Origin of the sequence: Phyllobacterium sp. LjRoot231 (genome assembly GCF_964253365.1) — a bacterium.
In the GTDB taxonomy this organism is placed as follows: domain Bacteria; phylum Pseudomonadota; class Alphaproteobacteria; order Rhizobiales; family Rhizobiaceae; genus Phyllobacterium.
This window is the reverse complement of the sequence record NZ_CAXUQT020000003.1, coordinates 41,431-53,916: the sequence shown is the minus strand read 5'-3', so window position 1 is coordinate 53,916 and position 12,486 is coordinate 41,431. Positions and strand designations below refer to the sequence as shown.

The 12,486-nt window shown below is 56.4% G+C and carries 11 protein-coding genes and 3 pseudogenes; 3 read left to right on the top strand and 11 right to left on the bottom strand.

From position 1 onward, the window contains the following. Positions 1-279: 279 nt before the first annotated feature. Positions 280-1,659, top strand: a complete 1,380-nt coding sequence (locus ACSQ3H_RS26205; RefSeq protein ID WP_436120051.1) for a cytochrome P450 — start codon at positions 280-282, stop codon at positions 1,657-1,659. A gap of 186 nt (positions 1,660-1,845) precedes the next feature. Here ACSQ3H_RS26205 and ACSQ3H_RS26200 read toward each other — a convergent pair whose 3' ends face one another. The 7 genes and pseudogenes from ACSQ3H_RS26200 to ACSQ3H_RS26170 all read right to left on the bottom strand — a co-directional run. Continuing rightward, on the bottom strand, positions 1,846-3,177 hold the full coding sequence (locus ACSQ3H_RS26200) for an HlyD family type I secretion periplasmic adaptor subunit (RefSeq protein WP_436120408.1): 1,332 nt from the start codon (positions 3,175-3,177) through the stop codon (positions 1,846-1,848). Positions 3,178-3,282: 105 nt separating this feature from the next. Continuing rightward, a pseudogene (locus tag ACSQ3H_RS26195) lies at positions 3,283-3,660 on the bottom strand (IS6 family transposase); the annotation flags it as partial. Positions 3,661-3,731: 71 nt separating this feature from the next. Beyond that, positions 3,732-4,487, bottom strand: a complete 756-nt coding sequence (locus ACSQ3H_RS26190; protein WP_436120050.1) for an amino acid ABC transporter ATP-binding protein — start codon at positions 4,485-4,487, stop codon at positions 3,732-3,734. Further along, positions 4,465-5,124 carry an amino acid ABC transporter permease gene (locus tag ACSQ3H_RS26185; protein ID WP_436120049.1) on the bottom strand — a complete coding sequence of 220 codons (660 nt, stop codon included), beginning with the start codon at positions 5,122-5,124 and terminating at the stop codon, positions 4,465-4,467. The genes ACSQ3H_RS26190 and ACSQ3H_RS26185 overlap by 23 nt, the downstream gene beginning before the upstream one ends. Beyond that, entirely contained in the window at positions 5,121-5,792 is a 672-nt protein-coding gene (locus tag ACSQ3H_RS26180; protein ID WP_436120048.1) for an amino acid ABC transporter permease, read from the bottom strand. Before ACSQ3H_RS26180 ends, ACSQ3H_RS26185 begins: the two co-directional genes overlap by 4 nt. 65 nt (positions 5,793-5,857) lie before the next feature. Further along, on the bottom strand, positions 5,858-6,652 hold the full coding sequence (locus ACSQ3H_RS26175) for a transporter substrate-binding domain-containing protein (RefSeq protein WP_436120047.1): 795 nt from the start codon (positions 6,650-6,652) through the stop codon (positions 5,858-5,860). Positions 6,653-6,876: 224 nt separating this feature from the next. After that, positions 6,877-7,227 (bottom strand): annotated as a pseudogene (locus ACSQ3H_RS26170) (NAD(P)-dependent oxidoreductase); the annotation flags it as partial. A gap of 11 nt (positions 7,228-7,238) precedes the next feature. Between ACSQ3H_RS26170 and ACSQ3H_RS26165 the strand changes: the two are divergent. After that, positions 7,239-7,358: pseudogene (locus ACSQ3H_RS26165) on the top strand (IS6 family transposase); the annotation flags it as partial. A gap of 216 nt (positions 7,359-7,574) precedes the next feature. Then, the gene (locus ACSQ3H_RS26160; protein ID WP_436120046.1) at positions 7,575-7,826 is read left to right on the top strand and encodes a hypothetical protein; all 252 of its coding nucleotides are present in this window, start codon (positions 7,575-7,577) and stop codon (positions 7,824-7,826) included. Between the two features lie 225 nt (positions 7,827-8,051). Here ACSQ3H_RS26160 and ACSQ3H_RS26155 read toward each other — a convergent pair whose 3' ends face one another. From ACSQ3H_RS26155 to ACSQ3H_RS26140, 4 genes are all read right to left on the bottom strand, one after another. Then, positions 8,052-8,924 (bottom strand): MurR/RpiR family transcriptional regulator, encoded by an 873-nt coding sequence (locus ACSQ3H_RS26155; protein ID WP_436120045.1) that lies wholly within the window; start codon positions 8,922-8,924, stop codon positions 8,052-8,054. Positions 8,925-9,044: 120 nt separating this feature from the next. Then, a complete protein-coding gene (locus ACSQ3H_RS26150) occupies positions 9,045-10,253 on the bottom strand; it encodes a sugar ABC transporter permease (RefSeq protein WP_436120044.1) in 1,209 nt (402 codons plus the stop codon). Positions 10,254-10,287: 34 nt separating this feature from the next. Beyond that, positions 10,288-11,103, bottom strand: coding sequence for an ATP-binding cassette domain-containing protein (locus tag ACSQ3H_RS26145; protein WP_436120043.1), 816 nt, complete (start codon positions 11,101-11,103; stop codon positions 10,288-10,290). Between the two features lie 75 nt (positions 11,104-11,178). After that, the gene (locus tag ACSQ3H_RS26140) at positions 11,179-12,255 is read right to left on the bottom strand and encodes an ABC transporter substrate-binding protein (protein WP_436120042.1); all 1,077 of its coding nucleotides are present in this window, start codon (positions 12,253-12,255) and stop codon (positions 11,179-11,181) included. Between the last annotated feature and the right edge of the window lie 231 nt (positions 12,256-12,486).

Below are 12,486 nucleotides of genomic sequence, written 5' to 3'. Positions count from 1 at the left end.
AGAGTATTTGCTGTCCTGAGGTGCCGAGAACAGCATCGGGGCAGCGCTGGCGCGCCGCGTCGAGGCCGTCGTTTCCTATGCCCGTCGGTGTTCGCCCTTTTACGCGGAGACGCTGAGCAGGCCGGATTCAACGAGGCTCCAGGATCTTGCGTCGCCGATCAGAAATCGACTGCGCGACATGGGCGTCGGCGATCTGCAGTTGGTCGTAGAGCCCTGCAGCGAGCTCAAACCGGAGCCGACGGGAAAGGTCCGGCGCTTCGTCATCGAGGAGTGCGACACATGACGTCCGCAGGCAAACCGCCGGGCCCGAAAGGGCTTCCTCTTATCGGCAACCTGGTCGACTTCGACAGCGACGTGCTCGCCTTCCTGACCGCAAGCGCGCGCCGGTACGGGGATGTCGTCGCGATGCGGCTCGGCTCCTGGCCGGCCTTGCTGCTCTCTAACTCCGACGACATCGAGAGGGTTCTCGTCAAGGAGCATGAGAATTTCGTCAAGCACAGCTTCTTCTGGAGACACGTCACTGCGCTCTTCGGCAGCGGCCTGCTGACGAGTGAGGGCGAGCTTTGGCACCGACAGCGGCGGCTTGCGGCTCCTGCATTTGCCGGCGGCCAGTTGCAGGGCTACGGTACGGCCATGGTGTGCCACACCGAGCGGATGCTGGAGAACTGGCGGGATGGCGAAACCCGCAACCTGCATGCCGAAATGATGGCACTCACGCTCGAAATCGCCGCGAAGACGTTGTTCGACTCCGAAATCGCGGAGGATGTTTCGCAAATAGATCGTGCGCTGAACGACCTCACAGGGGAGATTGCCGCCCGATTCAAGCGTCCGTTTGTTGTACCCGACTTCGTTCCTCTTCCGGGCCACATACGCTACAGGCGCGCGATCGCGCGGATCGAGCGGCTGATCGACAGGCTGATCGGCGAGCGCCGGTCAGCAAAAACGGCAGGCACCGATCTCCTCTCCAAGTTGATGGCGGCGAGAGACGAGAACGGGCAGCCGATGTCCGATCGCCAGCTGCGTGACGAGGCGATCACGCTGATCCTGGCCGGCCACGAGACCACCGCTCTCGCGCTCTCCTGGACCTGCTATCTCCTCGGACGGTACCCAGACGTTCAAGCGGAGCTGGCAGCCGAGGCAGGAGAGTTGCTGCACGGCCGCTGCGCAATCGTGGAGGACTTGCCGTCATTGCGGTTCGCGGAGTGCGTGGTCACCGAGGCGATGCGGCTCTATCCGCCGGTATGGACGATCGGTCGTGAGGCCGTGCGCGATTGCGAGCTGGGCGGCTACGCCGTACCGGCAGGCACCACGATCCTGATCTCGCCCTGGGTGATACACCGCGACCCGCGCAACTTCGACCGCCCCGACGAATTCCTGCCCGGCCGATGGGCGGATGGTCTGCACCGCGAGCTGCCGAGGTTCGCCTACTGCCCCTTCGGCGGCGGCCCGCGCATCTGCATCGGCCAGCGCTTTGCGATGATGGAAGCGGTTCTGATTCTTGCCACGATCGTGCACCGCTTCAGGATTGCCTTGCACCTCGAACGAAAGGTGACACCCCATCCGTCAATTACGCTGCGGCCGAAAGACGGGGTGTGGGCGACGCTCTCTAGGCGCGATGTCCAGGAACGGCAAAGCTGTCCGGACTTCAGCCGGCACTGATGTGCCATACGGTAACTCTTTAGGCGGATAAGCACTTGGCGGCGCTTTGCAGAGAAGTATCGTTGGTGCCGCAATCCTTAAACAAGCCGGTCCATCACGTTGGGAGAGGCACTCCTGTTGAGTCGGGGCAGGCGGATTCATGGACCGTCGCGCAACGAAATGGAACGGCTGGTCCGTTCGCGATGGCTATTCCCTAAACGCCCTGAACATCTGGTCTGACAATGGCTTCATGAGGTAGGACCAAACATTGCGTTCACCTGTCTGTATGTGAACTTCGGCTGGCATGCCGGGCAGAAGACGTCTTTTGCCGCGCAAGCACGATTCTTTGTCATCAAGCGTCGTTCGTGCGACGTAATAAGAAATCTGCATCTGAGTGTCCCTGATGAGGTCGGCAGAGATTCTTTCCACAACTCCATGGCACTCAGGTGTGGTGTTAGCATCGAATGCGGAAAACCGAATAGAAACCGGCTGGCCTGGTTCGATATCGTCAACACTCGACGGCGCGACCTTAGCGTCGACCACAAGCCGATCGGCAGCGGGTACGATCAGCATGATGGTCTCGCCCGCACCAATGACCCCCCCGACGGTATGGACGGCAAGTTCCTGCACCAGCCCTGACTGCGGAGCGCGGATATCGGTACGCATAAGCTGGTCTTGGGCAACCAGTTGACGCTCAAGTAATTCGACGGCCTTCCCTTCTATTTCGCGCAGCTCCTCATTAACGTCCTTGCGCATATCCTCATCGAGCTGAAGATACTGAAGCTTCGTCTCGCCTATTTTTCCTTCGATTTCCGCGTTTGCAGCGACCAATCGCCCGGACTCGCCGCGTAATCGTGACAGATTCAAATGAAGATCACTAACGCGCTCGAGCGAAACAAGCTTCTTGTCATAAAGAGTCTGCAGACTGCTCCAATCCTTCTCGACGAGCTCTGCCGATTCATCCATCGCTTTTTGCTGCGCGGTAAGACCGTCGATTTGCTGGCGCAATTGAGCCACGCGAGTTTCCAACTGAGCCTTGTGACCAGCGAGCGCCTTATTCCGGCTATCGAACAGTGCTTGTTCTCCGGCGACGACCACCGCGACCTGCGGATCGTCCATTCGCTGTTGCAAACTATCGGGGAACTCGATTTCGGGCAGGCCCAAACGTTCGGCCTGCAAGCGCGATTCCCGAGCAATCATGCGGTCGTATTGTTGGCTGATAATCTGAAGATTGGCTCGCGTCAGCGTTTCATCAAGCCTGAGCAGGACATCGCCGGCCGAGACAGCATCCCCTTCGTGAACCAAAATTTCGCCAACGATGCCGCCGGATTGATGCTGTACCTTTTTCACGTTGCTTTCGACAACGACTGTACCCGCCGCGATGACTGCTCCAGCCAGTGAGGTCGTGGAGGCCCAGGCACCCAGGCCGCCGAAGAGAAGTATTGTCACGGCCGTACCAAGCAGGAGGTTTGCCCGGACTCCGTCGTTCGATGGCGATATCGAGGGATCAGGCTTCTGCGGACTATTCACTTCTGCCATCGCACTTCCTTTACAGCAATTACATCCTTTTAGAGATACAACCGATATCACCGGTGGTCGTGCAGCGGCACGACAACCAGTCCCTGCCGGACGGCAGTCGCGGCATCGGGTACCGTCGATGACAACACGTTCCGGCTGTCCGTGTCGTTGCAATGCCTGCTTGAAGAAGCGTTTCGCTGCCCGGAGATCTCTGTGTTCGCTAAACCTGAATTCAACCGTATCGCCGAGACTGTCGATGGCACGGTAAAGATACATCCATTGTCCCCGAAACTTTGCTCTGGATACCTTACGCTTGCGCAAGCTGTAGCGTTTCATCAGCCACGGTGAAAAATGGATAACCCATCGATGAATGGTAGAATGATCCACACTGATGCCGCGCTCGGCCATCATCTCTTTCTAGTTGCGCAGGCTCAGTCCATAAGCCAGATACCAGCGCACACAAAGCAGGTTCACAGATCGATCGAATTGACGGCCTTTGAACATCTGAACGTCTGCGTTTTCGTCAGATATTCAATGCCACACAAACGGTAATCGAAAAGTTGCAACAGAACCGATCATCCGCACGACGATCCCGCACGATCGGTGGCAACCACTCCCAAAAACTGCTTCAGTTCCGGTGTCTTCGGATCGGCAAAGACCTCCTCTGGTCTTCCAATCTCGTGCACACGGCCCTGATGCATGAAGACGACCCGGCTGCAGACGTCGCGGGCGAATTTCATTTCATGCGTCACCATCAGCAGGGTCATGCCCTCCGCGGCGAGTTCACGCACCACACCCAGAACCTCAGCCACGAGTTCCGGATCGAGCGCCGAGGTGATTTCATCGCAGAGCAAGGCGATAGGCTGCATCGCAAGCGCACGTGCGATGGCGACGCGCTGTTGCTGTCCGCCGGACAGTTCGTCAGGAAAGGCGTCGTATTTGTGGCCAAGCCCCACTCGGTCGAGCATCTTGCGTGCCATGGCTTCGGCTTCGGCCTTCGGCGTCATCTTCACCACCATCTGTGAAAGCATCACATTGCCACCGGCGGTCAGATGCGGAAAGAGATTGAATTGTTGAAAGATCATGCCGACTTTCTGCCGCAGCGCCTTGAGATGGAGTTCATCTGGCAACAATTGCGCACCAGCGACGGAAATCGAGCCATCATCAATCAGTTCCAGACCGTTGATGCAACGTAACAGTGTCGATTTTCCCGAGCCGCTCTTGCCGATGATGGCAATGACTTCGCCCGGATCGACATCGATATTGATGCCCCTGAGAACCTCAATTGCCCCGAAACTCTTGCGGACTTCAGTGATTTCGATGAGCGACATTGAGCTTCCTTTCCAAGATCTGGCTGCTCTTCGAGAGCGGCCAGCACAGCGCGAAATAGATCAGTGCGACGAGCCCGTAGACCGTGAAGGGTTGGAAAGTCGCGTTTGTCACGACGGTTCCGGCTTTTGAAAGCTCGACAAAACCGATGATCGAGGTGAGGGCGGTCCCCTTGATGACCTGAACGGAAAAGCCGACGGTCGGCGGGATCGCAATCTTCAGCGCTTGCGGAAGGATCACGTAACGCATCTGCTGCACATATCCCATGCCCAAGCTGGACGATGCTTCCCATTGTCCCTTGGCGATTGCCTCAACACAACCGCGCCAGATCTCGGTGAGAAACGCGGCGGACCACAGGATCAGTGCAACACCCGCCGCCAGCCAGGCAGGAACGTCGATACCTAAAAGACCGAGACCGAAGAAGGCAAGGAACAGTTGCATCAGCAACGGCGTGCCTTGGAACAACTCGACATAGTATTTCGCAGCGAGCCGGAGCACGCGGCGGCGTCCGATCCGCATGAACAGGAGCAATGTCCCGGCGAGCCCGCCGCCAATGAACGAAACCAGCGACAGCACAACTGTCCAGCGCGCCGACAGAAGGAGATTGCGAACAATATCCCAGAGAGAAAATTCGATCACCGGGGGCTCCTTTTCGGGAAAATCAGCGACCCCACGGTAATGAGCACCTGCCGCAGCAATATCGCCAGCAGCAGATAGATTGCCGTCGAGACGAAGTAGGCTTCAAACGCCCTGAAGGTGCGGGACTGGATGAAATTGGCTGCAAACGTCAGATCTTCAGCGGCAATCTGGGAAACAACGGACGAACCCAGCATGACGATGATGACTTGTGAACACAGTGCCGGCCAAATCCGTTGCAGCGAAGGGACGAGGATGACGTGGCGAAATGTTTCGAAAGGTGACATGGCAAGGCTTGCCCCGGCTTCGAATTGGCCTCGCGGCGTCGCTTGAATGCCTGCCCGGATGATCTCGCAACTGTAAGCGCCGAGATTGACGATCATCGCCAGATTGGCGGCCTGCAACTCGTTCATCTGCAGCCCGAGCGAGGGCAAGCCAAAGAAGATGAAGAACAACTGGATCAGGAAAGGTGTGTTGCGAATTAGTTCGACATAGGCCGTGACTGGCGGGCGCAAACATTTCGGCCCCAGACTTCGGACCCATGCACAGGCAATGCCGAGCGCTATGCCGACAACAGCGCCAACGGCGATCAGCTGGATGGTAACGAGAATGCCCTTCAACAGCACCGGCCAATATTGGGCGAGCCAAGCATAATCAAATATATATTTCAAAGTGGAGCCCCCGTCCGCTCAGGAGAAAAAGACACCCCGCGTGGCGGGGTGACGAGAAGCTGGTTTCAGAGGTCGGCGGGAATGCCGGCGCCTAGCCATTTCTGCGCGATGGTATTCAGCGAACCATCGGACTTGGCGGTTGCTACGACGGCGTTGACCTTCTCCAGCAGTGCAGGTTCGTTCTTGTTGAGACCGATATAGCAGGGAGAATTCTTGATCAGGAACTTCAGTTCGGGACGTTTTGGCGGGTTCTTGGCAAGGATGGCGGCGGCAACGACATTGCCCGTCGCCACAACCTCCACCTGGCCGGAAAGGAAAGCCGAAATGGTGCCATTATTGTCTTCATAGCGTTTGATGACCGTATCGCCCGTGGCAATCTTGGTCAGCTCCAGATCCTCGATGGCACCGCGCGTCACACCGACTGTTTTGCCGGAGAGATCTTCAGCCTTCGATACAGCTACAGACTCAGGCGCAAAGACGCCGTTGAAAAATGGCGCATAGGGTTTGGAAAAATCGATGACAGCTTCTCGTTCCGCATTCTTGCCCAAGCTGGAAATAACCAGATCGACCTTGTTCGTCTGCAAATAGGGAATGCGATTGGCGCTTGTCACGGGAACCAGTTCGGTTTTTACGCCCAGTTTCTCGCCGATCAGATTGGCCATATCGATATCATACCCCATCGGCGCCATGTCGGTACTCACGCTTCCGAAAGGCGGAAAGTCCTGTGGAACAGCCACGCGCAGCACGCCTCGCGCTGTAATATCGGCAAGCGCGTCGGCCCGAGCGGCCTTGGGCGCCAGGATTGGTGTCATCATCATGATCGCGGCACCGAATGTTAGGAGAAGTTGTCTGCGCTTCATCTTGCTTGTTTCCTGTTCTGGCTGTTGTCAGGATCAATCAAGCAATTACTATGCCAAGTGGTGTAGAGTTGCGGGGGTGCAACCAGATTGGTGAAACTGCGGTGCAGTTGCACATAAATCTGCCCCATAGCGAAAAAAGCAGTGCTGCTTGTGTCGGCAGGGTTGGCTGTTTGCCTAAGTTTTGGGCGGAAATCTTGGCCTCGCGTAACCCAGCCTACCGAAGATCATTTCTTGAAACGCTCTGCTTCTTCGGACCCGGCCGTTGCATTGCCGGCACTGTAGGAATGTGCACCAGCACCTGCGAGTTTCCCGCCGTCAACGATCAGATACTCCTCACGAATGGGCCGCCCTTCGAACCAGCATTCAAGGATTTCTCGTGTTCCAGCCGCGTAACGCGTCTGGGCGGACAAGGATGTTCCGGAGATGTGCGGCGTCATTCCGTGATGCGGCATGGTCCGCCACGGATGATCTTTCGGTGCCGGTTGCGGAAACCAGACATCCCCTGCATACCCGGCCAACTGGCCGCTTTCCAATGCTCTGGCGACAGCATCGCGATCGCAAATCTTGCCGCGGGCGGGTGTTCACCTTCTCAGCCCTTCGAAATCTGTTCGTTCCACTCCGCCACAACCGCTCCGCTCTTGGTATTCACCTGCACCGGCTCAGGGCCATGGCTGAGTGGAAAGCCATGACCGGCATACTCGATTGAAATCGGGACCGAGGAAATCTCGCGCGATCTTTCGGTTACCGTGACAACGCCGCTGAGGCAGCTAAAGGAACCCATCCACGCCTTGGAGCAGCAAGGCTTTTCCAGAAGACTCGCAATTCACCCACAGAGGCGTACAATCCATACAACGCCGGGTAAATTAGAGGCCCATCGGCGCTTGAGAGATGAGATGTGCTCCCGCCAAAGGTGGAGCACCTCATGCCATTTTCCACGATTGACCACGACTACACCCAAGAGGACTTGCGCATCTTGCAAAGGGCGCACCGTCGGGCTTGTGATTTCCTCGGGCGCGATCCGCTTGTGCATCCACTGGCCGAACGTATGGCACTCACGATCATGATTTTCTTTGAGCGCGGTGAACGAGACTTTGGTCGACTGGCCGGCATGACAGTCAAGCGCGAACTCCACATGTCGCGTCTCGACACTAACGATCCATACGAGCTGAATTGAAGGACACGAGGTCATGCCGCGGATGGGCGCCAATTGGATGGCTGGCCTGCTGCCGGTACCCTCGGATTTCGGCGTTTGTTCAAAACCGACACTCGTTGGTAAACGTTCCTTTGCAAATTCCGATAATAGCAATTTTTCGCAGATTTCGATTGGTGCCCGAAATTCTACAATCACTGCATCGACTCATCGGAGCAGAGAGCGCCTGCATCACGCGGGATGGGCTCGCTACTGCCCGGTCACAGTTGGAATCCGAGGCTCGTCCTTGCTGCCTTGGAGGCGGCTTGCCAACGCAACGGTCAAAGCCTGTGCAAGACACATCGGAGCCGCGAGAGAGCGTGAAAACGTATATTCATGCTCGGGGACAGGGAAAAGAACGTTCGCAGACTTGGCCAGAGGCGAAAGCGTGCTATCGGAGATGGCAACGATAGGAATGCCGCGAGCGGCAGCATCTTCGACCACGTTCACGACTTCCGTTGCATAAAAGCGAAACGATACTGCAAACAGAAGATCGGTGTCCTTCATCACGCGTGCCATGTACGTGGCAAGCCCACCGCTCGGGTCGAGCAGAACACATCGCTTTCCAAGCATGGTAAGAATATAACGCAGCAAGTCGACGACCGGTGCTGAGCGCAGCTGCCCAATTAAGTAGATCGTCTCGCTTTTTTCCAGAAGGTCAACCGCCGTGGCCAGATCCTCGCCTGAGATTTGAGCAAGTACGTCCTGCAGCGACGCAATGTCCCGCACCACAAGGTCGCGTAGAAATCCTGCCTCGCTTCTGTCCGTGCGCGCGCCCAACTCTCCTTCAAGTGCCTTCTTTCGCGCTTCAAAACCGGGTGCGGCCGTCGAAAGCCGGCGCTGAAACAAACCTTGTAGATCTTTAAAACCCGCGTAGCCCAAGGACTGTGCGAAACGCACGAAACTGGACGCGTGGATGCCGCAGCGATCTGCGATTGCATTGACAGAAAGGACCGCCACATCATTTGGGCTCTGCGTAAGATAGACCGAGATCTTCTGATAGGTTTTGCTCATACCGTCATAACGGTCATGGACCAGACGAATGAATTCCTCATAATCGCGCGGTGATTCGATCTCTGTCATTTTTTAAACCTGCAAATTTCATTGCATCATGCGCTGAATAACAAAAGATTGCCAAGGTCAAATCGAACGGTTCTCACAAGCAGCGGCGGTGGCCTCGCCCTCACCTCGCGTGGCGCTAGATCAGAACGAGTTTTGCCCAGTCAGTTTCTCAATGATCTTGTCTATGGAAACGGCGAGAACCAGGAGAAGACCGGTGACAATCAGACGAACTTCGTTCTCCACACCCATGAGATTCAGGCCGTTTTGGACGGTGCCGATTACCAAAGCACCCAAAAGCGCCGCATGAATGGAGCCTCGGCCGCCGAATAGGCTCACACCGCCGATAACTGCCGCCGCAATTGATTCCAGAAGCAGAGTTCCACCGCCGACCCCACCGCCCGAGAAGACGCCCACCCCAAGGGTTCGCGATGATGCAATGATGCCGGCAATTGCTGCAACCCCCCCTGCAATCGCAAAGGCTGCCATGCGGATGAGCGGCACCCTGATGCCAGCCCGTCGTGCCGCTTCGTCATTGTTTCCCACAGCATAGAGATAAAGACCGAATTGCGTTTCGTTCAGGACGTAGCCGCCGATGCCGAGAAGAACAACGAAGATAAGAACGGGCAATGGGATGCCTTGGCTGGCGTTGAGGACCAGTACGACAAGTGCTCCCAACAGGCCGGCTCCGACGAGGGGTATAACCACGCTCTGAAGCGTCGACACTTCGAGACCTGCGCGCCTCCGCCGGGCGACACCAGAAGAAATCAGGCCTGCAAACAGCGCAAGGCCAACCGCCCACGTGATCCAGGCACTGGCGCCGGAGATCGTCGTCTGCGCTATATATTCCATACCGGTTCCTAACAGGCCATAGCGGGCGGTGGCAGGAAGTAGAAGTAATTGGATACCGTTGAGTGCGAGTCCCAACCCCAAGGTTACAACGAATGACGGCACCCCAACCCAGTTCACCCACCGCGCAGAACAGGACCCGATTGCAGCTCCGATCAATATGGCAATAGGAAGCGCCAACCAAGGTGAAAATCCATAATCGACAATCAGCTTGGCACTGAAGACCGCGGTGACACCGTGTATTGCTGCGATCGAAAGATCGATTTCCTTGACCAGAAGTACAAACATCAGGCCGAGCGCCATCACACCCACGACCGTCGATTGCTGAAGCAAGTTTGACAGGTTTCGTGGCGTGAGGAAGATGTCGCTTTGAACGGCGAAGAAGGCCCATAGTGCGATCAGCGCGATAACCACCGGCAGGGCCCTCAGATCGCTGTTGAGAAGCTCTCCGAATGTACGCCGCTTCGGCACGGCGGTTGTGGAGACGGATGCCATAGAAGCCATAGTTTTCAATCCTCGAACATGGAAAAGATTCTTGTCAGCCTGCAAGATTAACCCCTTCATTGCCACCGACCATCGCATTGACAACCATTTCGCCGGTCACATCTTTAGAGCGAAAGCTCGCCGCATTCGCGCCAAGTCGCATGACCTCGATCCGGTCGGTCGAGTTCACGACAAAGTGGTGGATGTCGTGACTGACGATCACAATACCCAGCCCATCGTCGGCCAGGCTGCGGACAAGATCTGCGACCTGCTGCGCCGCAGAATGACTGAGAGCAGCCGTAGGTTCGTCGAGGATTACTACCTTGGGCTTCCAAAGAATTGATCTGGCGATCGCGATGTTCTGACGTTGGCCGCCTGACATGGCGCCCACGGGCCGAGTCAGCGAAAGATTGCCAAGACGCATTCTTGTCATCACTTCGCGGGCCCGCACTTCGCATTCGGCGCGTCGAATGCGGCGGCCGAAAATACCCGAGCCGGTCAATTCGCGGCCAAGAAACAGGTTCTGAACGGCGTCTAGGTTATTGCATAAGGCCAGATCCTGGTAGACGGTTGCAATGCCTTGTGCAGTCGCATCAGCAGGTGTTCTAATATTGGCCGGCTTGCCCTCTATTTCGTATTCCCCTGAATCAGCGGCCCACACACCCGCCATCACCTTCACGAGTGTCGACTTGCCAGCGCCGTTGTCGCCGACGAGTGCGACGACCTCGCCCGCATGTACATCAACCGAAGCCCCTCGCAAGGCATGAACTGAGCCGAATGACTTCTGGATGTTGCGCATCGAAATTAGCGGAACGGATTCTCTGTTTAAAAGGGTATCGTCCTCTAAATGCTCTGGAATGGTCGCGGTCATCTCATCCTCGGGGATATTGATCCAGCGGAAAGAGAAAAGCGGTCGCCCCGCTTTCCTCCGCAGCAAATGGTCAAATTAAAGATTTTTTGCGCAGACATCAGTCGTCTCAACGCCTTTGCAGATCTCTGCCCAGGTCCAAACGCCCTTCGAGACCACATCACCAAGATTGTCCTTGGTGATGTTAGTGACGGGCAGGAACACGGCCGGAACATCCATGAAGGTGTTATTGACCTTGCCGTTGACAACGTCCTTCGGCACGCCCTTGCCGGCGACAATCGAAGAGACGACATCCGCGGCCTGAGTTGCCTGCACCTTGAGGTCTTTGAGAACGGAGTTGTCTTGCCACCCTTGTGCGATGTAGCGAAGTGCTTCGACAGTGGCATCCTGGCCGCCGGTTACGAGCTTCTCTCCAGGCTTGTATCCCTGAGAAATAAGGGCCGCCACAGAGCCGCCCGTGGTGCCGTCATTCATGCCAAGAAAGACGTCAACGTCGCCGCCATTCTTTGTAAGGCAATCCTCAGCAAAGTTCTGGGCCAGCACCGGATCCCAATTCTGGGTGTACTGTTCGCAGACGATTTTGACTTTTCCGGAGTCGATCAGCGGCTGGAGAAATTCGTTCTGCCCCTTCTCATATTGCCCAGTACCATACTCGCCCTGATTACCCTTAACGCGAGCAACCTTGACCAGCGGCTTCGACATGGCCTTGATTAATTCAGCGGCGCGCTTGCCCTGCTCCTGGCCAACCGCGAGTGAGTCAAAAACAATATGAGCGTCGGCCTTTCCTCCTACTGCGTCGTGATCGTAAAGAACAACCGGGATGTTTGCGTTGGCGGCAGCGGCGAGTCCACCGGCAGCAAGATTTGCGTCGGCAGAGGTGAGCAGGATTACCTTTGCTCCCTGCGCAATCGCATCTTCGACCTGAGCCTGCTGTTTGGTGGGATCGCCCTGTGCATTTTGAACCACCACTTCAACGCTGGGTGCTTTTTCCTTCATTGCCTGAACGAAAAACGGCGCGTCACGGCTTGCAAAGCGAATTGTCGTTTGATTGGGCAATAGGAAAAAGACTTTGGACTTGTCCTGCGCGACTGCTGTCCCGCCCATTGCAGATGCGATAAATGTTGTGGCCAACAGGCCACGGATCAGACGTCCCATCTTCTACCTCCCATGGAACAAAGTGAACCCCGAGACCGGCAGAGAGACGCCTCCCAGCGCCAAACCCTCTACCAGTCCATGATTGCCGCCCGTATCTATGTCGATTGCAACAATCATTGCAAATTACAGTAAACTGCAATAACTCGTGAGTCAAAGCATATTTCAATGTTTTATGCATTTTACTACTATTGCAATTTTCATTGCGAGACGGATTGAAATCGACCCGCGTGA

Excerpts from the sequence above, each read along its gene's own strand:
- ACSQ3H_RS26205 (WP_436120051.1), top strand. The coding sequence starts at position 280 with ATGACGTCCGCAGGCAAACCGCCGGGCCCGAAAGGGCTTCCTCTTATC.
- ACSQ3H_RS26200 (WP_436120408.1), bottom strand. The coding sequence starts at position 3,177 with ATGGCAGAAGTGAATAGTCCGCAGAAGCCTGATCCCTCGATATCGCCA.
- ACSQ3H_RS26190 (WP_436120050.1), bottom strand. The coding sequence starts at position 4,487 with ATGTCGCTCATCGAAATCACTGAAGTCCGCAAGAGTTTCGGGGCAATT.
- ACSQ3H_RS26175 (WP_436120047.1), bottom strand. The coding sequence starts at position 6,652 with ATGAAGCGCAGACAACTTCTCCTAACATTCGGTGCCGCGATCATGATG.
- ACSQ3H_RS26160 (WP_436120046.1), top strand. The coding sequence starts at position 7,575 with ATGCCATTTTCCACGATTGACCACGACTACACCCAAGAGGACTTGCGC.
- ACSQ3H_RS26155 (WP_436120045.1), bottom strand. The coding sequence starts at position 8,924 with ATGACAGAGATCGAATCACCGCGCGATTATGAGGAATTCATTCGTCTG.
- ACSQ3H_RS26150 (WP_436120044.1), bottom strand. The coding sequence starts at position 10,253 with ATGGCTTCTATGGCATCCGTCTCCACAACCGCCGTGCCGAAGCGGCGT.
- ACSQ3H_RS26145 (WP_436120043.1), bottom strand. The coding sequence starts at position 11,103 with ATGACCGCGACCATTCCAGAGCATTTAGAGGACGATACCCTTTTAAAC.
- ACSQ3H_RS26140 (WP_436120042.1), bottom strand. The coding sequence starts at position 12,255 with ATGGGACGTCTGATCCGTGGCCTGTTGGCCACAACATTTATCGCATCT.